Source organism: Pseudomonas sp. SIMBA_067 (assembly GCF_046534675.1).
In the GTDB taxonomy this organism is placed as follows: Bacteria; Pseudomonadota; Gammaproteobacteria; order Pseudomonadales; family Pseudomonadaceae; genus Aquipseudomonas; species Aquipseudomonas putida.
The window spans coordinates 414,150-437,333 of the sequence record NZ_JAWRYH010000002.1 but is presented as its reverse complement, the minus strand read 5'-3'; the positions used below and the strand labels follow the sequence as shown (position 1 = coordinate 437,333).

At 63.4% G+C, this 23,184-nt stretch carries 19 protein-coding genes; 9 read left to right on the top strand and 10 right to left on the bottom strand.

The window, feature by feature from the left end:
• Positions 1 to 76: 76 nt before the first annotated feature.
• Entirely contained in the window at positions 77 to 1,465 is a 1,389-nt protein-coding gene (locus SB765_RS07255) for a NorM family multidrug efflux MATE transporter (protein ID WP_016502208.1), read from the bottom strand.
• A 156-nt stretch (positions 1,466 to 1,621) separates the two neighbouring features.
• Here SB765_RS07255 and SB765_RS07250 point away from each other — a divergent pair, with 156 nt between their 5' ends.
• Positions 1,622 to 2,551, top strand: a complete 930-nt coding sequence (locus SB765_RS07250; RefSeq protein WP_410931131.1) for a LysR substrate-binding domain-containing protein — start codon at positions 1,622 to 1,624, stop codon at positions 2,549 to 2,551.
• Between the two features lie 56 nt (positions 2,552 to 2,607).
• On the opposite strand, the gene SB765_RS07245 is transcribed toward SB765_RS07250, so the two are convergent.
• Positions 2,608 to 4,002: a VOC family protein gene (locus SB765_RS07245; RefSeq protein ID WP_410931130.1), complete on the bottom strand. Its 1,395-nt coding sequence runs from the start codon at positions 4,000 to 4,002 to the stop codon at positions 2,608 to 2,610.
• Between the two features lie 200 nt (positions 4,003 to 4,202).
• Positions 4,203 to 5,093, bottom strand: a complete 891-nt coding sequence (locus tag SB765_RS07240) for a LysR family transcriptional regulator (RefSeq protein WP_410931129.1) — start codon at positions 5,091 to 5,093, stop codon at positions 4,203 to 4,205.
• A 135-nt stretch (positions 5,094 to 5,228) separates the two neighbouring features.
• On the opposite strand from SB765_RS07240, the gene SB765_RS07235 reads away from it, so the two are divergent.
• The gene (locus SB765_RS07235; protein ID WP_012274799.1) at positions 5,229 to 6,719 is read left to right on the top strand and encodes an aldehyde dehydrogenase family protein; all 1,491 of its coding nucleotides are present in this window, start codon (positions 5,229 to 5,231) and stop codon (positions 6,717 to 6,719) included.
• Between the two features lie 150 nt (positions 6,720 to 6,869).
• Positions 6,870 to 8,156, top strand: coding sequence for an NAD(P)/FAD-dependent oxidoreductase (locus SB765_RS07230; protein WP_341797110.1), 1,287 nt, complete (start codon positions 6,870 to 6,872; stop codon positions 8,154 to 8,156).
• 107 nt (positions 8,157 to 8,263) lie between these two features.
• On the opposite strand, the gene SB765_RS07225 is transcribed toward SB765_RS07230, so the two are convergent.
• Complete coding sequence (locus SB765_RS07225; RefSeq protein ID WP_410931128.1) at positions 8,264 to 9,691, bottom strand: mechanosensitive ion channel domain-containing protein; 1,428 nt, start codon at positions 9,689 to 9,691, stop codon at positions 8,264 to 8,266.
• Between the two features lie 321 nt (positions 9,692 to 10,012).
• Here SB765_RS07225 and ycaC (SB765_RS07220) point away from each other — a divergent pair, with 321 nt between their 5' ends.
• The 4 genes from ycaC (SB765_RS07220) (at position 10,013) to SB765_RS07205 (ending at position 14,080) form a co-directional block, all read left to right on the top strand.
• On the top strand, positions 10,013 to 10,642 hold the full coding sequence (ycaC, locus tag SB765_RS07220; protein WP_019472736.1) for an isochorismate family cysteine hydrolase YcaC: 630 nt from the start codon (positions 10,013 to 10,015) through the stop codon (positions 10,640 to 10,642).
• A gap of 116 nt (positions 10,643 to 10,758) precedes the next feature.
• Complete coding sequence (locus SB765_RS07215) at positions 10,759 to 11,067, top strand: hypothetical protein (RefSeq protein WP_410931127.1); 309 nt, start codon at positions 10,759 to 10,761, stop codon at positions 11,065 to 11,067.
• 39 nt (positions 11,068 to 11,106) lie between these two features.
• On the top strand, positions 11,107 to 11,925 hold the full coding sequence (locus SB765_RS07210; protein ID WP_410931126.1) for an alpha/beta fold hydrolase: 819 nt from the start codon (positions 11,107 to 11,109) through the stop codon (positions 11,923 to 11,925).
• A gap of 313 nt (positions 11,926 to 12,238) precedes the next feature.
• Positions 12,239 to 14,080: an amidohydrolase gene (locus tag SB765_RS07205; RefSeq protein ID WP_410931187.1), complete on the top strand. Its 1,842-nt coding sequence runs from the start codon at positions 12,239 to 12,241 to the stop codon at positions 14,078 to 14,080.
• Between the two features lie 147 nt (positions 14,081 to 14,227).
• On the opposite strand, the gene SB765_RS07200 is transcribed toward SB765_RS07205, so the two are convergent.
• A complete protein-coding gene (locus SB765_RS07200; RefSeq protein WP_410931125.1) occupies positions 14,228 to 15,490 on the bottom strand; it encodes an OprD family porin in 1,263 nt (420 codons plus the stop codon).
• A gap of 134 nt (positions 15,491 to 15,624) precedes the next feature.
• Positions 15,625 to 16,482 carry a LysR family transcriptional regulator gene (locus SB765_RS07195; protein ID WP_410931124.1) on the bottom strand — a complete coding sequence of 286 codons (858 nt, stop codon included), beginning with the start codon at positions 16,480 to 16,482 and terminating at the stop codon, positions 15,625 to 15,627.
• A 129-nt stretch (positions 16,483 to 16,611) separates the two neighbouring features.
• Here SB765_RS07195 and SB765_RS07190 point away from each other — a divergent pair, with 129 nt between their 5' ends.
• On the top strand, positions 16,612 to 17,811 hold the full coding sequence (locus tag SB765_RS07190; protein WP_410931123.1) for a YbfB/YjiJ family MFS transporter: 1,200 nt from the start codon (positions 16,612 to 16,614) through the stop codon (positions 17,809 to 17,811).
• Here SB765_RS07190 and SB765_RS07185 read toward each other — a convergent pair.
• Entirely contained in the window at positions 17,772 to 18,683 is a 912-nt protein-coding gene (locus SB765_RS07185) for a LysR substrate-binding domain-containing protein (RefSeq protein WP_019473573.1), read from the bottom strand. The genes SB765_RS07190 and SB765_RS07185 overlap by 40 nt on opposite strands.
• Before the next feature lie 135 nt (positions 18,684 to 18,818).
• On the opposite strand from SB765_RS07185, the gene ycaC (SB765_RS07180) reads away from it, so the two are divergent.
• Entirely contained in the window at positions 18,819 to 19,448 is a 630-nt protein-coding gene (gene ycaC, locus SB765_RS07180; protein WP_284359198.1) for an isochorismate family cysteine hydrolase YcaC, read from the top strand.
• Between the two features lie 196 nt (positions 19,449 to 19,644).
• Here ycaC (SB765_RS07180) and SB765_RS07175 read toward each other — a convergent pair whose 3' ends face one another.
• From SB765_RS07175 to SB765_RS07165, 3 genes are all read right to left on the bottom strand, one after another.
• On the bottom strand, positions 19,645 to 20,223 hold the full coding sequence (locus SB765_RS07175) for a PBECR2 nuclease fold domain-containing protein (RefSeq protein WP_410931122.1): 579 nt from the start codon (positions 20,221 to 20,223) through the stop codon (positions 19,645 to 19,647).
• Positions 20,224 to 20,393: 170 nt separating this feature from the next.
• A complete protein-coding gene (locus tag SB765_RS07170; protein ID WP_341797101.1) occupies positions 20,394 to 20,687 on the bottom strand; it encodes a hypothetical protein in 294 nt (97 codons plus the stop codon).
• A gap of 688 nt (positions 20,688 to 21,375) precedes the next feature.
• The gene (locus SB765_RS07165) at positions 21,376 to 23,163 is read right to left on the bottom strand and encodes a monovalent cation:proton antiporter-2 (CPA2) family protein (RefSeq protein WP_410931121.1); all 1,788 of its coding nucleotides are present in this window, start codon (positions 23,161 to 23,163) and stop codon (positions 21,376 to 21,378) included.
• Between the last annotated feature and the right edge of the window lie 21 nt (positions 23,164 to 23,184).

Sequence of the window (23,184 nt, the reverse complement as noted above, 5' to 3'; positions counted from 1 at the left end):
TTTCGCGGGCACGCCCGCTCCCACAGGGACCGCGCAATCCTGTGGGAGCGGGCGTGCCCGCGAAGAGGCCCTGAAGTCAGGCGGAAGCAGCAGCCCCTGCGCGCGCCACCGCCTTTCTCAAAAGCCGCTTCATCCGCCACTCAAAGCCAAAGGTCAGCGCCACCGCCGCACACGCCAGCCCCAGCGCCAGCCCCCACCAGATCCCCACTGCACCACCGCCCAGGGTAAAGGTGAACAACCAGGCGCTCGGCGCCCCCACCAGCCAGTAGCACACCAGCCCGATCAGGAAGGTGGTCTTGGCATCCTTCAGCCCACGGATCGAGCCCATGGCAATGGTCTGCATGCCATCGAACAGCTCGAACCACGCCGCCACCATCAACAACTGCACGGCCACCTGGAAGATCGCGGCAAAGGCCGGGTCATTGCGGTCGATGAACAGCCCCACCAGCGCTTCGGGCAGCAGCAGGAACAGCGCGGCGAAGGCGAACATGATCATCGCCCCGAAGCCGATGCCCACGCGCCCGGCACTGCGCGCCGCCAGCAGGTTGCCAGCGCCGTAGTACAAGCCCACGCGCATGGTCACCGCATAGGACAAGCCCGTCGGCACCATGAACGCCGTGGACACGATCTGCAGGGCGATCTGGTGTGCCGCCAGTTCGGTGCTGCCCAGTACCCCCATGCACAGCGCAGCGAAGGCGAACAGGCCCACTTCCACCATGTAGGTACCACCAATTGGCAGGCCCAGCCGCCACAGCTCGCGCAGGGCTGGCAGCGACGGGCGTGACAGGCCCTTGCGCAGCGGGTAGGCGGCGTAGGCCGAATGCCAGCGGATGTACAAAGCAAGGGCGATGGCCATGCCCAGCGATACCACTGCGGTGACCAGGCCGATGCCCATCAGGCCTAGCTTTGGCAGGCCGAACATGCCTTCGATCAACGCCACGTTGAACAGGTAGTTGAGCACCGTGCCGACCACGCTGATCACCATCACCGGGGTCGAGCGGCCCAGCGCGCTGGTAAAGCCACGCAAGGCCATGAAGGTCAGGTAGCTGGGCAGCGCCAGCGGCAGCAGGGTGAGGAATTCGGCGGCTGAGGCAACGTTTTCGGGCTGTTGCCCGAACAGCAGCAGTACCGGCTCAAGATTCCACAGGGCCAGCGCGGCGATCAGCGCCAGGCCCCAGGCCAGCCACACGCCGTTCTGTGCCAGGCGGGTGGCACCTTCGATGTCGTTGGCGCCCTTGCGGATCGCCACCAAGGTGCCGACCGCAGCGATCACGCCCAGGCAAAAGATCGACACGAACGAGTAGCTCGCCGCGCCCAGGCCGCCACCGGCCAGCGCTTGCGGGCTGATACGGGCCATCATCAGCGTGTCGGTCAGCACCATCAGCATGTGCGCCAACTGCGAGGCGATCAGCGGCCCGGCCAGGCGCAGCAAAGCCTTGAGTTCTGTGGTGGGCGCGACATGCATGGGGTGGTCCTTTTTCCTGGGGAAAACAACGAAGGGCGATTCTGAGGCTTCGGTCAACTTTGCACAAAAGGATAAAAGCGATCCTTGGCATGAGTCTGACTCATGTATATATGCTCATTGATGATTCGCTCCACAGTCCCGTATGGCAGGTGCCTCATGTCCCGACAGCTCCCTCCGTTGTATGCCCTGCGCGCATTCGAAGCTGCTGCACGGCTTTGCTCGTTCACCCGTGCGGGCGAAGAGCTGTCGATTACCCAAAGTGCTGTCAGCCGGCATATCCGTACGTTGGAAGAGCACTTTGCCTGCCGCCTGTTCGTGCGCAGTGGCCGCAGCCTGCAGTTGACCGAAGCGGCGCGGGTGCTGTTGCCCGGGGTGCGCGAAGGCTTCGCGGCGCTGGAGCGGGCCTGCGATAACTTGCGCGGCGAAGATGACATCTTGCGCATGAAAGCCCCATCGACCCTGACCATGCGCTGGTTGCTGGCGTGCCTTAGCCGGTTCCGCCACCTGCAACCGGGCAACGAAGTGCAGCTGACCAGCGCATGGATGGACGTCGACCATGTGGACTTCAACCAGGAACCGTTCGATTGCGCAGTGTTGCTCAGCGACGGCGTGTTCCCGGCGGAGTGGGAGGTGCGCAAGCTGTTTCCGGAGTTGCTGATCCCGGTCGGTGCGCCGGACCTGCTCGACGAAGAGCCTTGGGACGTGGGCCGGCTAGCCTCTATCGAACTGCTGCACCCCACGGTGGACAAGCGTGACTGGCGGGAATGGCTGGTGCGCATGGGGCTTGGCGACAAGGTTTCGCTCAAGGGCGGTCAGGTGTTCGACACCCTGGAGCTGGGCATGATTGCCGCTGCACGGGGCTACGGGATTTCCATGGGTGATTTGCTGATGGTGGCCGAAGATGTGGCGCAGGGGCGGTTGAGCCTGCCTTGGCCGACAGCAGTGCCCAGTGGGATGGACTACTACCTGGTATGGCCGCGCACCCGGCCGGGTGGCGAACGGTTGCGGCGCTTGAGTGATTTTCTGGCAGACGAGGTGGCGGCGATGGATTTGCCGGATGTGGAAATCCTGCCGCCTCTGGTTTGAACCTCTGGGGCTGCGTCGCGAAAGGGCCGCAAAGCGGCCCCCGGCAATCCAAAGCCTTACATCGATCCCAGGTTCAACGCCTGTGCACAGGCCTGCAGCGAGCGGCGCTCGCTTTGCGCATACAGTGCCAGCTCATCCTGCACTTGCAGCCCCAACGCCGCTTCGAACGCATCGCGGTTGGCATTACTGCCGTATTCGGCCTGTGCATCGTCGCCCAGGTTGGACTGGAAGATCCCCGCCGCACTTACCGGCAGGAAGTCCTCGTACACCAGCGCCTCGAAATGCACATGGCCAGCGTCGATCAGCCCTTGCAGGGTGGTCGGGCGGCCCTCCTGGTCACGCGCAGCCAGGCCTTTCTCAGTGGCAAAGTAGCGGAAGTACGCCAGGCCCTGTTGACGCATCTGCGCCAGGTCATCCGGGAATTCGGCAAAGGTATCTTTGAGCAAGGTCATGTAGCGCTCGGCATTGGCTTCGGCCGGTGCGCCGCCCAGGGCGGCGCGGGTGGCGTCGAGCAGCTTGTCGTACAGCTGGCGGCCTTTCGGCGTCAGGGCCGCGCCACGTTGCTCGATCTCGCCAAAGCGCGCGGTGTGGCTGCCTTCGCTACCCTGCTGGTCGCTGAACGCGACCTTTTCCTGCAAGGCCTTGAAGCTGGTCTGGCGCAGCAGGATCGGATGGCGGCGGGTGGGCGGGCCTTCGACCACGGCCTTCGGCGGGATGCCCTTGGCCGGCATGCCGAGCTGGATCGCATCGATGTCCAGGGTGCGTGGGGTCAGGTGGTTGATGTGTGGGCCCTTGAAGGCCACCACATCGGCAATCAGGCGGTGCTGGTCGTGCAGTTGCTGGTACTGCTCGGCGGTCACGGTGGCGTCATGGTGCCAGCGGAAGGTGTGCAGCGCTTCCTGCACGAACGCTTCGGCATCGGCTGCGTTCAGGCCGCCATCGCGCTCGCACTGGGCGATCAGTTCGAGGGCGCGGCTGGTGAAGATCTGGCGCTTGGCCAGGATGCCCTGTGCCAGCTCACGCAGCTGCGGGTTGTCGATCAGCTCCAGGCGCAGCAGCGAGGTGAACACACGGAACGGGCTGACGTGCAGTGACTGCTCGTGTACCGCGCGAAAAGCGGTGGAGTGCACCGGCACGCCAGCGGAGCTGAGGTCGTAGTAGCCGACCGGCTGCATGCCCATGACGGCAAACAGGCGGGCGATGGTGGCCAGTTCTTCGGCGGTGCCGACGCGGATGGCGCCGTGACGTTCCTGGTCCAGGCGCTCGATTTCGCCGGTCCAGCGCAGGGCTTCGGCAACCTTGGGCTGCTGGACCATGACCTGCTGGTTGATTTCGCTCACCAGCTCCAGCAGCGTGCCGTACAGCGGCACTTCCTGTTTGTACATGAGCGACATGGCGGCAGAGAACTGCGCGCGAATGCTGTCTGGGCTGACGAAATCGTGGGCGGGCATCGCTAGCTTCCTGGTTGGGTTCGGACGCTTACATGAAAGCTGGGAATGCACTTGGCTCACAAGCGAAAAAAAGTGAGTGTGTCATTCCTTTTTTGATCGACCTTCAGGGCCATTGGGGCTGCTTTGCAGCCCATTCGCGGCACAAGGCCGCTCCTACAGGGGACCGCGTTGCTGTTGAGCGGCCTTGTGCCCTGGCAATCTCAAGGCTGAAGCTGCTCGTGAATCCACTCCACCAAAGCCCGCACCTTGGGCACCTCCGCCGCATGCTCGGCATACGCCAGGTAATGCGCCCCGGCACTGCGCATCGCATGGTTCCACGGCACCACAAGGCTCCCTTCCGCCAGTTCCTTCGCCGCCAGGTAACGCGGCACCAGCGCCACCCCGCAACCGGCCTGTGCAGCGCTCAGCGCCATATAGAACGTATCGAAACGAGGCCCGTGGTAGGCGCTGACGCTCTGCAACCCCAACTCCAGGAACCACTCATGCCAGGCCTCCGGCCGCGAAGTGCTTTGCAGCAGCACCAGGTCGGCCAGTTCTGCAGCATCGCCCAGCGTGCGCCCGGCCAGCAGCTCTGGCGCACACACCGGCACCACTTCCTCACGGAACAGCTCCACGCAAGTGGCCCCCGGCCACGTGCCCTGGCCATAGAAGAACACCACGTCCGCCGAGCCCTGCAGCAGGGCGAACGGCTCCATCTCGTTGCGTATGTCCAGGTGGATGTTGGTGTGGCGTTTGCCAAAACCCTTGAGGTGCGGGATCAACCAGCGCACGCCAAAACTTGGTTGAGTGGCTACCTTCAAGATCTCGGTCTGCTCGCCGTAGGTGAGCACGTAGCGGCTGGACATATCCACTTGGTTGAGGATCTTGTTGACCTCGGCCAGGTACAGGCTGCCGGCGGGGGTCAGTTGCAAGCGCCGCCGGATGCGCAGGAAAAGGTGGTGGCGCAGCATGTCTTCAAGCTGCGCCACCTGCTTGCTGACGGCGCTCTGGGTCAGGTGCAGTTCTTCGGCGGCACGGGTAAAGCTCAAATGGCGGGCTGCAGCCTCAAAGCACTGCAGGGCGGTCATGGAAGGCACCAGGCGTTTGGACATAGCGGTCTCTGCGGCTCAAATCATTACCTGACGGAATGATATGCGGAATAAAGGTCGTTTGTTGTACCTATGTGATCGGATTAATACTGATCCACATCATTTTTCCACCCCATCACCGATGTAGGAGATGCACAAATGGTTGCTGGATTGCTCGAGCGCCTTGGCGTTGCCGCCGAGGCTTACACCCAGGGCGACTACCCTGTTCACACGCCGATCGACGGCAGCCAGATCGCCTCGGTGAAACTGCTCGGCAAGGCCGAGACCATCGCCCGCATCGATCAGGCCCAGAGCGCATTCGACGCCTGGCGCACTGTGCCGGCCCCGCGCCGTGGCGAACTGGTGCGCCTGTTCGGCGAAGTGTTGCGTGAGCACAAGGCCGACCTGGGCGAGCTGGTCTCGATCGAAGCCGGCAAGATCACCCAGGAAGGCCTGGGCGAAGTGCAGGAAATGATCGACATCTGCGACTTCGCCGTGGGCCTGTCGCGCCAGCTGTACGGCCTGACCATCGCTTCCGAGCGCCCGGGCCACCACATGCGTGAAACCTGGCACCCGCTGGGCGTGGTTGGCGTGATCAGCGCCTTCAACTTCCCGGTCGCCGTCTGGGCCTGGAACACCGCCCTCGCCCTGGTGGCCGGTAACTCGGTGGTGTGGAAGCCGTCTGAAAAGACCCCGCTGACCGCCCTGGCCTGCCAGGCGCTGTTCGAAAAAGCCCTGAAAGCCTTCGGCGATGCCCCGGCTGGCCTGGCCCAACTGGTGATTGGCGGCCGTGAAGCCGGCGAAGCCATGGTCGATGACCCGCGCGTACCACTGGTCAGCGCCACCGGCAGCACCCGCATGGGTCGCGAAGTCGGCCCACGTGTGGCCGCCCGCTTTGGCCGCAGCATCCTCGAACTGGGCGGCAACAACGCCATGATCCTGGCGCCGAGCGCCGACCTGGACCTGGCCGTGCGCGGCATCCTGTTCTCGGCTGTCGGCACCGCCGGCCAGCGTTGCACCACCCTGCGCCGCCTGATCGTGCACCGCTCGATCAAGGACGAAGTGGTTGCCCGCGTCAAAGCCGCCTACGGCAAAGTGCGTATCGGCGACCCGCGCAAGGACAACCTGGTGGGCCCGCTGATCGACAAGCTGTCGTTCGACGCCATGCAGGGCGCGCTGGCCAAGGCCCGCGACGAAGGTGGCCAGGTGTTTGGTGGCGAGCGTCAGCTGGCCGACCAGTACCCGAACGCCTACTACGTGTCGCCTGCCATTGCCGAAATGCCGGCGCAGAGCGACGTGGTGCGCCACGAAACCTTCGCCCCGATCCTGTATGTGCTGGCCTACGACGACTTCGAAGAGGCCCTGCGCCTGAACAACGAAGTGCCACAAGGCCTGTCGTCGTGCATCTTCACCACCGACATCCGTGAAGCCGAGCGCTTCCAGAGTGCTTCGGGCAGCGACTGCGGTATCGCCAACGTCAACATCGGTACCAGCGGCGCCGAGATCGGCGGTGCGTTTGGCGGCGAGAAGGAAACCGGCGGTGGTCGTGAGTCGGGTTCGGATGCCTGGAAAGGCTACATGCGTCGCCAGACCAACACCGTGAACTACTCGCGTGAGCTGCCGCTGGCGCAGGGTATCGTGTTCGACTGATGTATTGATGCTGCATGGCCGGGGGCAAAGCCCCCGGTTCGCGGCACAAGGCCGCTCCTACACAGGCATCGCGATCTCCTGTAGGAGCGGCCTTGTGCCGCGAATGGGCTGCGAAGCAGCCCCAACAAGAACAAATTGCTGGAGCCGGCCATGTCCGAACTGCGTCAAGAATGCTTGTGGGAATTCGTCAGCAAACCGACCGTTGCCGCCCAGGCCCTGGCCGGTGAGCACAAGGCTGATGTCTGCGTGATCGGCGGTGGCATCACTGGCCTGTCGGCGGCCATCCACCTGCTCGAACAGGGCAAGTCGGTGATCCTGCTTGAGGCCTGGAAGATCGGCCACGGTGGCTCCGGGCGCAACGTCGGCCTGGTCAACGCCGGCACCTGGATCCGCCCCGACGACGTCGAGGCCACCCTCGGCCAGAAGCAGGGCAGCCGCCTGAACAAGGTGCTCGGCGAAGCCCCGGGTGAAGTGTTCGCCATGATCGAGCGCCTGGGCATCGACTGCCAGGCCCAGCACAAAGGCACGCTGCACATGGCGCACAACGCCACCGGCATCGCTGACCTCGAGGCCCGCCACGAACAATGGCGACGCCGTGGTGCCGACGTGGAGCTGCTGACCGGCGCCCAGTGCCAGGAATATTGCGGTACCAACAAGATTTCCGCCGCGTTGCTCGACCGCCGCGCTGGCACCATTAACCCCATGGGCTACACCCAGGGCCTGGCGGCCGCCGTGGCGCGCCTGGGCGGCAAGCTGTTCCAGCAGTCTTCGGTCGAAGGCCTGGAACGTGATGGCGATGGCTGGAGGGTGAAGACTGCGCGTGGCTCGGTGCGCGCCGACAAGGTGGTTGTTTCCACTGGCGCGTACACCGAAGGCGACTGGAGCAACCTGCAGAAGCAGTTCTTCCGTGGCTACTACTACCAGGTGGCGTCCAAGCCGCTGCAGGGTGCCGCGGCCGACAAGGTACTGCCACATGGCCAAGGCTCGTGGGACACCCGCACCGTGCTTAGCAGCATCCGCCGCGACGATCAGGGCCGCCTGCTGCTCGGCAGCCTGGGCCGGGTCGACAACAAGCCGGCGTGGTTTGTGCGCAGCTGGGCGGACCGCATCCAGAGCCACTATTACCCGGAACTGGGCAAGGTCGAGTGGGAAATGCACTGGACCGGCTGTATCGACTTTACCCCTGACCACCTGATGCGCCTGTTCGAGCCGGCGCCAGGGTTGGTCGCGGTTACGGGTTACAACGGGCGTGGCAACACCACAGGTACCGTGATCGGCCGTGCCTTTGCCGAGTTTCTGCTCAAGGGTGACGCGGACAGCCTGCCGATTCCGTTCTCGCCGATGAGCGGCGTGAGTGCGCCTTCGCTGCGGACCGCGTTCTACGAATCTGGCTTCTCGCTTTACCACGCGGGGCAGTGCCTGAGGGTTGTGTTGTAAGTACTGGCCTCTTCGTGGGCACGCCCGCTCCCACAGGAATCGCGCAGATGCTGAAACCTGTGGGGTTGTCGTGGGAGCGGGCGTGCCCGCGAAGAGACCGGCCAGGTTTACTTGTGCAACCAGCTGAGGAAGCCGCCTTTCTTGATCAGGGCCGGCTTTTGCAGCAACAACGACTCCCGGCTTTGCCTGCGGAACCGCTGCAATTTGCTCAACGCCGTCTGCACTTCGCCACGCTGCTGCAAACAGCTCTTCACCTGTTCCTTTTCGATGCGGTACAGCACGCAACCGGTCAGTGTGCGAAACTCGGCAAACGAGTCGTCCTCATCGATGATCCCCTCGATCCCTAGCACTTCACCCGGCCCCATGCGCCCGGCTTCGATCCGCTTGTCGCCATCACGCACCGACGCAGACACCACCCCGCTGCCAATCACCAGCAGGTGCTCGGAATGCTCACCCACGCCCAGGATCACCTGGTCCGCCAGGTACTCCACCGCCGTCATGCGCTGGCTCAGCGCGTCACGCTCCTCATCGCTTAGCGAGCGGAACACCCGCACTTCGTCCAGCACCTCGCGCTGGCGGCTGCGCGGCGGCATGGCCAGGTCCACGTTCCACATCACCCCGCTGGCCTCCAGGTGCCGGTGGGCAAGGTCGAACAGCTGATTGCGTGCGTCGCCCTTGGTGCCCGCGTCGGCCACGAAGCCGCTGGCCTCGTACTCCACGGACTCCAGCGTCGAGGCCTTCACCGTCACCTTCGGCTTTGGGGTCGCAAGAATGGCACTGACGCCCTGCAAGGCCTTTTCCAGCGCATCGAACACCCGCTTGGGCCGCACTTTGGCCGGCACCACCACGCTGATCGACACCCCATGCACATCGGCCGGGCGGCTGTGGTTGAGCAGCCGCGCCTTGGCCGCGACCGAGTTGGGGATCACCGCCAGGCTGCCGGTGCCGGTCAGCAGCCGCGTGGCGCGCCAGTCGATGTCCAGCACCTTGCCTTCGGTGCCGTCGATGGAGATTGAATCGCCAATCTGATAGGGCCGCGTGGTGTTCAGCACGATGCCGCTGAACACGTCCGCCAAGGTGCTCTGCAACGCCAAGCCGATGACGATGGCCATCACCCCGGACGTAGCCAGCAAGCCCTTCACCGGCAGTTGCATCACATAGCCCGCGGCAGCCACTACAGCGACCAAAAAGATCAACGCCCCCAGCACATCCTGCAGCAGCCGCCCGCCATGGCTGCCCCGGGCCACCAGCAGCAGGCCGAACACCACCGTGACCGTGCGCGCGCCAAACAGCCACCAGCCGATGGCTAGTACCGTGGCCATGAGGTTGCGCGAGACATCGTCGGGCCAGGGTGGCGGTTGCAGCGGGCTCATGCCGGCGGCCACCAGCACCGAGCTGAACAGCAGGAATATCACCAGCCGCGTGCCGATGCGCCAGGCACGGCGCTGCGTGGGGATGACTTGCCAGAGCACGAGGTCGAGCAGGATGAGGGTAGTGCCGAGCAACAACGGGGACGACTGGATGAACGCCAGCATGGTGGTCTCGGGGGTGAGGGGAGGGCTGTGGGTAGTAATAGAGCAGGTTTGCCGGGCAGGCAATGCAAGCCTGTGCTGGCTCCTTCGCGGGCTTGCCCGCTCCCACAGGTAAAGCGCTGCTTTTGAATCTTGTGCGATCCCTGTGGGAGCGGGCGAGCCCGCGAAGAGACCAGCAAAACCAACGCCAATCTATCGTTCCTAAAACAGAACGTTAAAGCCAAAAAACGCTATCTACCGCTGCAAAGGTGATGGTTTTAATCTTCTCCCATCAGCGCGAAACACCCAACTTACTGAAGACAGAAACCCTTAGGAGCAACGACCATGACCAACTTCAAATACAACCGCCTGAACAAAGACGACGCCGCCGTACTGCTGGTCGACCACCAGGCTGGCCTGCTGTCCCTGGTCCGCGACATCGAACCAGACGCTTTCAAGAACAACGTGCTGGCCCTGGCTGACCTGGCCAAGTTCTTCAACCTGCCGACCATCCTCACCACCAGTTTCGAGCAAGGCCCCAACGGCCCGCTGGTCCCCGAGCTGAAAGCCCTGTTCCCGGATGCCCCGTACATCGCTCGCCCCGGCCAGATCAACGCCTGGGACAACGAAGACTTCGTCAAGGCAGTAAAGGCCACCGGCAAGAAGCAGCTGATCATCGCCGGCGTCGTGACTGAGGTGTGTGTTGCTTTCCCGGCCCTGGCGGCTCTGGAAGAAGAGTTTGATGTGTTCGTGGTGACTGATGCCTCCGGCACCTTCAACGCCATGACCCGCGACGCCGCCCATGACCGCATGAGCCAGGCCGGTGCGCAACTGATGACCTGGTTCGGCGTAGCGTGCGAGCTGCACCGCGACTGGCGTAACGACGTTGAAGGCCTGGCCGCGCTGTGCTCCAACCACATCCCGGACTACCGCAACCTGATGACCAGCTACAACGCCTTCAACGCCGGCAAGTAAGCCGACCGCCCCGGGCACCGCCAGTCGGTGCCCGCCAAGGGCAGCACACCCATCCAATCCTCCGCCCGTTCACCGTTGCACAGTGGATGCGGGCAAGCTCATCCCAAGGAACGCCGATGAACACCGCACTCCAAGACAACCGTGAAGTGGTGACCGTATGCCTGCAACACCACGTTCTCGCTAGCCCGACGGGCGCGACGCCGGCCCAGCCACCGCGCTGGAAACAGGCGCTGCTGACCTACCTGGTGATCTGCCCGATGACCATAGTCATTCCGCAACTGCTGGCGCCGTTGTTTGCACGCTTCCCGCAGCTGGGCGGCCCGATTACCGGCAACCTGATCGTCAACCTGTTCGTCATCCTGCCGGTGGTGTTCTACATCATGCCTTGGGTAACCCGCCGCTGTGCCAACTGGCTGCGCGGTTGAGTCGCGCCCTTACTTCGATACTTTCAAGGAGATACCGACATGAGCACGTTCGTTACCCGCGATGGCACTTCGATCTATTTCAAGGACTGGGGCAGCGGCAAGCCCGTGCTGTTCAGCCACGGCTGGCCACTGGATGCCGACATGTGGGATTCGCAGATGGAGTTCCTGGCCAGCCGCGGCTACCGCGCCATCGCCTTCGACCGCCGTGGGTTCGGCCGTTCGAGCCAGCCGTGGAGCGGTTACGACTACGACACCTTCGCCGATGACATCGCCCAGCTTATCGAAAACCTCGACCTGCGCGACGTGACCCTGGTGGGCTTCTCGATGGGTGGCGGGGATGTCAGCCGCTACATCGCACGCCACGGCAGCGAGCGGGTGGCCGGGTTGGTGCTGCTGGGTGCGGTGACGCCGGTGTTCGGCAAGCGTGAAGACAACCCTGAAGGTGTCGACCTGTCGGTTTTCGAGGGTATTCGTGCCGGCCTGCGGGCCGACCGTGCGCAGTTCATTGCCGATTTTGCGACGCCGTTCTATGGCCTGAACCATGGGCAGCAGGTGTCCCAGGGCGTGCAGACGCAGACCCTGAACATCGCGCTGATGGCATCGATCAAAGGCACGCTGGAGTGCGTGACGGCGTTCTCCGAGACCGACTTCCGGCCGGACATGGCCAAGGTCGATGTGCCGACTTTGGTGATTCATGGTGACGACGACCAGATCGTGCCATTCGAGACCACCGGCAAGCAGGCGGCGGAGCTGATTCGTGGGGCTGAGCTGAAGGTGTATGCCGGGGCGCCGCACGGGTTTGCGGTGACCCATGCGCAGCAGTTGAACGAGGACTTGCTGGCGTTTCTCCAGCGGTAATTGTGGGAGGCATTCGCGGGCTCGCCCGCGAATAGGCCGGCCCTGGCAGCACTAATGTTGATCAGGGCTAACCTTCTACAGCCTACCGCACATCCATCCAAGCCCTGACCCAGCATTAACCGGCATGCTCCGCAGTTGCGCCTGCCGCCGCCGCACCCAGACGGAGAACACCATGGCCCAAGACCGCAACGACAAGACCCGTCGCCAGTTCCTCGCCACCAGCACCGTGCTCGGTGCCGCGGGCGCGCTCTGGTCCGCATTGCCCTTCACCGGCCAAGCCGGTTCCGCTCACGCATCCACCCAAGGAGGTTCCATGACCGCCGACCTGATTCTGTTCAACGGCAAGCTGCACACCGTTGACCGCGAAAAGCCCACCGCGACCGCCGTCGCCATCAAGGACGGCCGCTTCGTCGCCGTGGGCAACGACGCCGAGGCCATGGCCCACAAGGGCGCCGCGACGCAAATCATCGACCTCAAGCAGCGCACGGTGATACCGGGCCTGAATGACTCGCACCTGCACCTGATCCGCGGTGGCCTGAACTACAACCTCGAACTGCGCTGGGAAGGCGTGCCGTCGGTGGCTGATGCCCTGCGCATGCTCAAGGACCAGGCCGCGCGCACGCCAACCCCGCAGTGGGTGCGGGTAGTCGGTGGCTGGAACGAATTCCAGTTCGCCGAGAAACGCATGCCCACCCTGGAAGAAATCAACCAGGCTGCGCCCGACACCCCGGTATTCCTGCTGCACCTATACGACCGCGCGCTACTCAACCGCGCTGCGCTCAAGGCCGTCGGCTACGACAAGAGCACCCCGAACCCGCCGGGAGGCGAGATCCAGCGCGACAAGTTTGGCAACCCGACCGGCATGCTGATCGCCCGCCCGAACGCGATGATCCTCTACGCCACCCTGGCCAACGGGCCGAAGCTGCCGCTGGAGTACCAGGTCAACTCCACCCGCCAGTTCATGCGCGAACTCAACCGCCTGGGCCTCACCAGTGCCATCGACGCCGGCGGCGGCTACCAGAACTTCCCCGACGACTATTCGGTGATCCAGGAGCTGGCCGACAACAACCAGCTGACCGTGCGCATCGCCTACAACCTGTTCACCCAGAAGCCCAAGGAAGAGCTGGACGACTTCAAGAAGTGGACCTCCAGCGTCAAGCTGCACAGCGGCACCGACTTCCTGCGCCACAACGGCGCCGGCGAAATGCTGGTGTTCTCCGCCGCCGACTTCGAGGACTTCCTCGAGCCGCGCCCAGACCTGCCACAGACCATGGAAGAAGAGCTGGAGCCCGTAGTACGCCACCTGGTGGAACAGCGCTGGCCGTTCCGCCTGCACGCCACCTACAACGAATCGATCACGCGCATGCTCGACGTGTTCGAGAAGGTCAACCGCGACATCCCGTTCAACGGCCTGCCGTGGTTCTTCGACCACGCCGAAACCATCACCCCGCAGAATATCGAGCGCGTGCGCGCCTTGGGCGGTGGTATCGCCGTCCAGGACCGCATGGCCTTCCAGGGTGAGTACTTCGTCGATCGCTACGGCGCCAAGGCTGCCGAGCAGACCCCGCCCATCAAGCGCATGCTGGACATGGGCGTGCCAGTGGGTGCCGGTACCGACGCTACCCGTGTGTCCAGCTACAACCCGTGGACCTCGCTGTACTGGCTGGTCAGCGGCAAGACCGTCGGCGGCATGGAGCTGTATCCGGAAGGCCTGGATCGCGACACCGCACTGCAGCTGTTCACCCAGGGTAGCGCCTGGTTCTCCAGCGAGCAGGGCAAGAAAGGCCAGATCAAGGTGGGCCAGCTGGCCGACCTGGCGGCGCTGTCGCTGGACTTCTTCAGTGTCGATGAAGAGGCGATCAAGGGCATCGAGTCGGTGCTGACCATCGTCGATGGCAAGGTGGTGTACGGGGCGGGAGAATTCGATCGCCTTGGCCCACCGCAGGTGCCAGTGCTGCCAGAGTGGTCGCCAGTAGCCAAGGTGCCAGGGCACTGGCGCGTGGGTACGCCATCGTTGGCGGCAGCCGTGCATCAGTGCTCGGGGCCGTGCGGGGTACATGCGCACAGTCATGACAAAGCGCGCAAATCGAGTGTGCCGGTGAATGACTTCCAAGGCTTCTGGGGGGCGCTGGGTTGTTCTTGCTTTGCTTTCTAAGCTGAGCTGACATGAAGGAAGGGGACCAGTGTCTGGCCCCTTTCTTGTGTTTTCAGTACCGGCCTCTTCGCGGGTAAACCCGCTCCCACAGGGATCGCGCGGGTGCCGAGTGCTGTACAGCACCTGTTCGAAGAGGCAGTGTTCATGTCAGAAGCTGCCTTTGAGTGGGTATTCGATGATCAGGTAGATGCGGTCGATGTCATCGCCGGCCTGGGCCTGGTTGGCGCGGTGGCTCACGTGGGAGAACGACAGGCTCAGGTCTTTGGCCGCACCTGACTGCACCACGTATTTCAGGTCGATGTCGCGTTCCCAGTGCTTGCCGCCCGGTCCGTACTGGCCGGTGTAGGCGCCACCCGCTGGTGCATGGCTGCCATCGATACCACGGCCGCTGACGTAGCGGCCCATCAGGCTCAGGCCGGGCACGCCGAGGGTGGCAAAGTTGAGGTCGTAGCGCAGTTGCCACGAGCGCTCGCCGGGGCCGTTGAAGTCGGCGTACTTGATCGAGTTGGCCAAGTAGATGGAATCGCCACCGACGAAGTCGAACGGGGTGTCGCCCTCGACCTTCTGGTAGGCCAGGCTCAGCGCCTGGGCGCCGAAACTGTATTTGGCCAGAAGGCTGTAGGCGAGGGTGTCGATTGCGCCCGCGCTGGCGTTGCCGGTATCGCGGGTTTTGTACAGGTTCCCGTCCAGGCGCCAGTTGCGCTCAGCCAGGTTCAGGTTCAGGTAGGCCTGGCGCCAGGTGTCCTGCAACTGCCCGGCATACAGCGCGCCGCCGAACGGGCCTGCGGGCGCGAAGGTGGCGCCGGCCAGGCTGATTGCGCGGTTGTGAGTACTGGCGCCGTAGCCGCTGAAGTCGTCATGGGTAGAGCTGTTGTCCTGGTTGCTGAAGGCGGTGAAACGCCCGGCCTGCAGGCGCCAGTCGGGCAGGTCGGCGTTTTCCACGAACCAGCCGGTGGCGTATTCCGGGTGCAGGCGTTTGTCGCCGGTATCGAATACCGGTGTTTCCACCATCATCTCGCCATAGCGCAGCCGGGTATTGCCCAGGCGAAATTTGAGTGCGGCACCAGCGCTGGAATAGTCGGACTCGGCGCGGCCATCGCTGTCGCGTGGCAGCACGCCAGTGCCGGCATGGCCGCGGCCGCCGTCGAGCTTGAGGCCGATAAAACCGTGGGCATCGAGGCCCACCCCGACAGCGCCCTGGGTGAACCCGGAGCGTACCTCGCCGATGAAACCCTGGGCCCATTCCTGGCGGTAGTTCTGGCCGCTGGCGGAAGGTGAGCGGAAGTCGCTGTGCAGGAAATAGTTACGGCTGAGCAGCGACCAGCCGGGTTCGTCGGCTTGGCTGAATGTGGGGCACAAGGCGAGCGTGGCGAGCAGGGCGCGGCCCGGTCCGTGAGTGGCGCGGATCATGAGGGCTCCGGGTGGGATGATCCGGGACTGTGGAGCAAGTGTAGGCCAGCGGTCTTGTAAGGGTGTGCTGGGGGAGGTGCCCGCACCATCATTGCAGGAGCGGCTATCACCGCGAAGAGGCCGGCACAGGCTGCCTAGACGCTGAACGCCTCGACAATAGCCTCTATCACCACCCGCACCCGCGCGGTGTGCCGCACATCCTGATGGGTCACCAGCCAGATGTCGTAAGGCTTGCCCGGCGGCCATACCTGCTGAAGGCCATCGCGCTCCCCCAGTGGCACCGGCAGCTCACCCAGGCCGATACCACTTGCCAGCGCCCGCCGCACCATAAGACCCGAGGTGCAGGTTATTGCAATCCGCCCTTGAGCTATCGACTCGCCCGCCAGGGTCACCTCCTTGCCGCTGTCCAGGTACGGTTGGTAGATCACCAGTTCGTGCCCGGCAAATGCGCTGCCCGGTGGGGGTTCACCGCGTCGCTGCAGGTATTCGCGAGAAGCGAAAAGCCCGCTGTTCCAGCGCGCCAGCCGGCGCACAACCAGCTCGGGGTTATCCGGCTTATGTGTACGCACAGCGATATCGGCCTCGCGCTGGCTGAGGTTGAGCATCTGCGTCGAAGCGTGCAGTTGCACTTCGATACCCGGGTGGTCGAGGCGCAGGCGGGCAATCGCCGGGATGATGAAGTCGAGGGCGAAGGAATCGGTGGTGGTGACCCGCACTGCGCCGCTCAGGCGCTCATCCATGCCGAGGATCTGCCGCTGCAGGCCGGCGGCGGCCGTCTCCATCTCGAGTGCCGCACGCATCGCCACTTCGCCGGCGCTGGTCAACGAATAGCCGCTGGAGGTGCGCAAGAATAGGGTCGCGTCCAGCGCACTTTCCAACGACGACAGCCGGCGGCCGACGGTTGCCTGGTCCACACCCAGGCGACGGGCTGCGCCTCGCAAGGTCTGCTCGCGGCACAGCGCGAGAAAGACGCGGGTATCGTCCCAGTTCATCAACGTGATCCTCGATGATGCAATGATGCAGTGCAGTAGTGAAAAATCGCTGCATTTTTTCTGCGATCGGCCACTTTATGCTGTTCCCATCGTTATCAACAAGCGCCGACGCTGGCGCAAGGGAATATCATGAGCGAATCAACATCACGTTCCCCCTGGCTGCCGATCTGGGCCGGGCTGTGTGCGAGCCTGGTAGGTATCGGCCTGGCGCGTTTTGCCTATACACCGCTGGTTCCGGCGCTGATCGACGCGCATTGGTTCGACAGTTCGGCGGTGGTCTACCTCGGTGCTGCCAACCTCGCCGGGTATCTGATCGGCGCCCTCGTCGGCAGGCCATTGGCTGCACGCTGGTCGAGTGCATCAGTGCTGCGCTGCATGATGCTCTGTGTCAGCCTGGCGTTCCTGGCGTGTGCCTGGCCGCTGTCGGTGAGCTGGTACTTCGGCTGGCGGTTACTGTCCGGGGTGGCTGGCGGGGTGATCATGGTACTGGCGGCCAGCGCAATCCTGCCCCATGTCGCGGCCTCGCGGCGTGGGCTGGCCAGTGGTGCGATCTTTCTCGGCATCGGCCTGGGTATCGCCGGTGCCGCGAGCCTGGTGCCTTGGCTGCTGGGCAAAGGCTTGCAGCAGACTTGGCTTGGGCTGGCCCTGCTGTCGCTGCTGCTGACCCTCACCAGCTGGGCTGGTTGGCCGGCCGAGCACGAGTATGCGCAGGTTACGCAGACGAAGCAGCAAGGGGTTGCCTCGCCCGCCATCCTTGTTCTCTTCAGTCAGTACGCGCTGATGGCAACAGCACTGGTGGCACCGATGATGTTCCTGGTGGACTACATCAGCCGTGGTCTTGGCGCTGGTACACATGCCGGGGCCGTGATCTGGGGGCTGTATGGCCTGGGGGCAATTGCCGGGCCGGTGGCTTACGGGCTAATGGCCGACCACCTGGGGGCACGTGCCGGCATTCGCCTGGTGTTGCTGGCGCAACTGGCAGCCTTGGCGGTGCTGCTGGTTAGCCATGACCTGCGCCTGCTCGGCGCCGCCGCACTGTTGATTGGTTCGTTCCCGCCGGGCATCGTGCCGCTGGCGCTGGCCAGGGTGCACCAACTGGTCGATGGCCATGCCCGGCAGAATGCGACGTGGAGCAGGGCGACGGTATCGTTCGCCAGTTTTCAGGCCATTGCAGGTTACGCTTTTTCAGCACTGTTTGCTGCCAATGGCGGCCGTTACATCGTGCTGTTCGCCGTAGCCGCTGGCGCGGTGCTGCTGGCGCTGCTGATTGATCTGCTGCCCAAAGAGCATCAGGCCATGTCGCTGATTGCGAACTCTTCTGCCAAGTGATCGATCAGCGCCCGCACCGATGGCAGCAGCCCGCGGCGCGACGGGAAGATCGCATGCACGATGCCACACCGCGGGTGCCAGTCCGGAATCAGCTCAACCAGCCGCCCTGCCGCCAGGTCTTCGCGCACCGCCACCCGCGGCAAGTGCGCAATCCCCACCCCGGCCACTACGAAGTGGCGCAGGGCAAACAAGTCGTCAGTCACCATGCGCGGTGTATGCGGGATGACGATGCTGCGGCTGTTGTCCTCACCCTGGAACAGTTCCCACTGGTACTCGCGCTGGGCGCTGCCCCAATGCACGCTCGGTAGCGTGCCCAGCAGCTGTGGGTCAAACCCTTTGGGCAGCTGCGCCAGGTAGTGCGGCTGGCCGACCAGGCACTGGGTGCTGTTGCTCAGCACCTTCATCACCATGTCGGTGTTCTCCAGCGGCGGAAAGCGCACGCGCAGGGCGATGTCGAAGCCCTCGTGCAGCAGGTCGACACGGCGGTTGGTGCTCTCGATGAACAGTTCCACCTGCGGGTACTTGAGCATGTAGCGGGTCAGCATCGGCCCGACCCAGGAGTTGAGCAGGGTGGTGGGGCAACTGATGCGCACCAGCCCGCGTGGCTCGCTGCGGTTGCGCTCGATGATTTCCGCCGCGCCCTCGGCCTCCACGCGCATGGCCAGGCAACGGTTGTAGTAGGCCTGGCCGATTTCGGTCAGCGAGCAGTGGCGGCTGGTGCGGTGCAGCAGGCGCACGCCCAGGCGGTCTTCAAGGTCGGCGATGCGCCGGCTGAGCTTTGACTTTGGCATGTCCAGCGCCCGCCCGGCCGGGGCGAAGCCGCCGTGCTCCACGACTTGGGTGAAGTAGTAGAGGGAGTTGAGGTCTTCCAATGATCGTTCTCCAAACGGAACGCTAAGGACGGTTTTCGCAGTCTAGTGCAGCAAAGGTGATGATTTTAATCTGTGCCCATCAACGCGAAACACCCCGGATTGCTGAAAAATTCATAACCCTTAGGAGCACAGACCATGAGCAAATTCACCTACAACCGCCTGAACAAAGACGACGCTGCCGTACTGCTGGTCGACCATCAGGCTGGCCTGCTGTCCCTGGTGCGTGACATCGAGCCGGACAAGTTCAAGAACAACGTACTGGCCCTGGCTGACCTGGCCAAGTTCTTCAACCTGCCAACCATCCTCACCACCAGCTTCGAGCAAGGCCCTAACGGCCCGCTGGTGCCAGAGCTGAAAGCGCTGTTCCCGGATGCGCCGTATATCGCCCGCCCAGGCCAGATCAACGCCTGGGACAACGAAGACTTCGTCAAGGCGGTGAAAGCCACTGGCAAGAAGCAGCTGATCATTGCCGGTGTGGTGACTGAGGTCTGTGTAGCCTTCCCGGCGCTGTCGGCGCTGGAAGAAGAGTTCGATGTGTTCGTGGTGACCGATGCCTCCGGCACTTTCAACGAAATGACCCGCGATGCTGCCCATGACCGCATGAGCCAGGCGGGTGCGCAGCTTATGACCTGGTTCGGCGTGGCCTGCGAGCTGCACCGCGACTGGCGCAACGATGTCGAAGGGCTGGCTGCGCTGTGCTCCAACCACATTCCGGATTATCGCAACCTGATGACCAGCTATAACGCGGTGACTGCGGGTAAGTAACACTAAGTAACCTGATGATTGGCCTCCCCTGAGGCGCTATCGTTGACTTGATCGTAGAGTGTTGTTAGCGTTTGACTTGAGCGCGAAACCAGCTGCCATTCAGCGGCACTAGCTGGCGTAGGAACCCCGTCGATGGCTGAATCATCAGCGTCGGGTGAGACCTCCACACCCCCGCTTGAGGGTGTGTATATGAATATCAAGCGCAAATACAGGGCCACTGGTGACAGTGGCCCTTTTTTTTCGTCGGCAAAAAAGTGTACCGCTTGTAGAGCAGCTTTCCGTGGCGATGTTTATTCAATGCTTTTGCATCGCACTGCATGAAATTCCACAGCATTTTGCCGTTGTCGAGTGTCACGATTACCAGCATCTGCCGCCTGGTTTCGTAGGCGCCGATGAACGCCAGTCTGCAGGTATCATTGGTGTAAGCGACCTTCCATACCTCAAATGGTCCGATTAACGTATCCAGCGCTACTTTCACATAGCGTTCCCGGGCGTCCTGTCTCTTCTCGACGATGTGGTGGATACAGCTGCGCAGAATCCGGATGTCGCCCATTGGGCTGCTGATGCTTACTTCCTCAGTTTTTTCGCTGTCGAAGCCCAGCTGCTGCGCAGCAACCTCGATTGCAGCGTCATGCGAATCAGCAGGCGCTAGTTCTTCGATAGCCTGTGTGCGTAGATCGCGCGCAAGTGTTCTGAGGGCGGGTAGTTGTTCGTCCAGCCAGGACATCTGGCCTTTGTTCTCGGCAATTGTTGCGGCTGGGTTTTTGGGGCTCAATGAGATACCTGACGGGGAACAGTCGCTGATGCGGCGGCGGGCCAGGTGAGCCTATGGCGAAGTGTTCCCCGAACAATCAGACGGAGGGTGACGCGTTTTGTAGGTCGTTTCCTGAATGTCGGTAGAGCAGGCTGATCATTGCAGCCTGCTCAAAGCTTATCCAATGCGCTTCAACTTATTGGCTGTGACTCAATCCCATCCAGCAGTGCCTCAACCAATCCTTCTGCCATTTCGATTGCATTCAGGTTGCTCCAGAATAGGCTTTTGCCGGTGTCATCCAGATGCTCCAAGGCTTTGTAGCCGCAGTCGTAGGCGCCGCGCAGGTACTGGGCGACATGCACCAGGGCGTCGTGGGCGGAGACACCCGGGTTTACTGTGAACAATGGGGGATGGCCGGCATCGCAGCGGCTGAAAGGGCGTTGTGTGGTTTCGGGAAGGGGGGGATCGGGGACGATTCTTTTCATTGGAGTGACCTCACAGGGTTGACCTGCAACCATCCGTTTCCACACGAAGGGTGGCAGCTGTACGCGGGGTGGAAAACCGGTCGGAGGCAACCCGGTAGGCCATACGGCCTCCCGCGCACAGCTGCCATTGAAGACAGCACCTCAGATCAGACGGGTTTCCACACCCGATCGCTGAACCGACAGCGACCCGGTCAGCCTAGAGAGCAGGCCTTCCCCGGACAATCAGACGGGCGTCGACACGGTGTGTAGGATAAATCCTCGGGGGCGGCGTTAACGTAGGAAATGGTTGGCTGGAAAGTAGGACCTTGCTGAGAATCGGACGATTCTGTGATGGTTTTTTTGGGTGCGCGTAATGGCGGCGAGTGATCGTCAGGAGGTTGCAGGATGGCCTCCAGGTGCCAGGCGATAGGTTTTTGGCGCCTGTGAGATCGAGCGCCGCCCGCGCGGCGCTTCGCAGCACAAGGCTGCTCCTACATCTGTTTCGGGCCAGTGACGCCTGCACCAGCGCGCGCGAACGCCTTGTTTGTTCGACACGTTATTGAGGTGAGAACCAAGAGGGCCGCGCGCCTAGGGCTCAGGAATAATTGGCCCGAAATAGATGTAGGAGCAGCCTTGTGCTGCGAAGCGCCGCGCGGGCGGCGCTCGATCTCACAGGCACCACAACCCTCAAGGCGTACGACAAAAACCCTCAATCCGCATCCGAATCAAACAACCGCTCCAGCTCCACCCGCGCCTCCTTGGCCGTCTGCATCACCTTGGCCCGGTCATCGCGTACCTGCCCCTGGGCCACCAGCACTTCTTCGTCATGCTGGGTAAACCGCGCAATCCGGTCCGCGGCCTGTTCATCGCTCAAGCCCAACCCCACCAGTGCGCGGCGGGTCATCTCCAGGCTGGAGTAGAACGTCTCGCGAATCGGCTCGGCGCCAACATCCACCAACTTGTGCACATGCTGGCGGTTACGTGCCCGGGCCAGCACCTTCAGGTGTGGGTACAGGCGCTTTACTCGTTCGGCGGTATGAATAGCGGCTTCAGGGTCATCAATGGTGATGATGAAATACTCCGCTTCACCCACCTTGGCGGCATGCAGCACCTCCGGGCGCAACGGGTCGCCGTAGAACACCGGCACCTGTTCGAACATACGGGTCATCTCGATGGCATCCACCGAGGTTTCCAGCGCTATGAACGGGATCTTCTGCGCCCGCAGGATACGCGCGACGATCTGGCCCATGCGGCCCATGCCGACGATCACCACCCGCGGTGTATCCGTCTGGATCTGCTTGTACTGCTCGGGCACTTCACGCGCCGGTTGCGGGCGTTTGAGGGCGCGGGCGCAACCCAGCATCAGCAGCGGGGTGATGGCCATCGACAGGGTAATGGTCATCAGCAGCAGGTCGTAGGTCTGAGTGTCGAACAGGCCTTGGTCCTTGCCCAGCTTGAACACCACGAAGGCGAACTCGCCACCGGCCGCCAGCACCATGCCCAGGCGCAGGGCGCTGGCGCTGTTCAGGCCACCGACCACGCGCCCGACGCCTATCAGCAGCACCAGCTTTACCGCGACCAGCAGCAGGGTCAGGCCCAGCACCACCAGCGGCATTTCCAGCAGCAGGCGCAGGTTGGCGCCCATGCCCACGCTGATGAAGAACAGCCCCAGCAACAGGCCCTTGAACGGCTCGATCTGTGATTCCAGCTCGTGGCGGTATTCCGAGTCGGCCAGCAGCAGGCCGGCGAGGAAGGCGCCCAAGGCCATGGAAATGCCGGCCTCTTCCATCAGCCAGGCCGTGCCGATTACCACCAGCAGTGCGGTGGCAGTAGACACTTCCGGCAGGCCGGTGCGGGCCACGGTACGGAACACTGGGCGCAAAAGGTAACGGCCACCGATGATCACCACGGCGATGCTGGCGAATACCTTCAGGCCGTGTTGCAGGCTGTCGCCGTGGCTGGTGTCCGGGCCACTGGCGGCCAGTAGCGGTACCAAGGCAATCAGCGGGATCGCAGCGATGTCCTGGAACAGCAGGATGGCGAACGCCAGGCGGCCGTGCGGGGCGTTGAGCTGCTTGCTCTCGGCCAGGCTTTGCAGGCCAAGGGCGGTGGACGACAGCGCCAGGCCCAAGCCGAGCACGATGGCTGCCGGCAGTGTCTGGCTGAAGCCGAACAGGGCGATGGCACCGATCAGCGCGCCGGTCAGTAGCACCTGGGCGGTACCGACACCGAACACCGACTTGCGCATCAGCCACAGGCGCTTGGGCGACAGTTCCAGGCCAATGATGAACAGCAGCAGGACCACGCCCAGCTCGGAAATGTGCGCCACGCTTTCGGTGTCGCGGATCAGGCCAAGCGCCTGCGGGCCGATGGCCACACCGGCCAGCAGATAGCCGAGCACAGCCCCCAGTTGCAGGCGCTTGGCCAAGGGGACGGCGACGACCGCGGCGAGCAGAAAGATCACCGCGGTTTGCAGAAGGCTGCCTTCGTGTGGCATTGGCGCTTACTCCATGAGCTG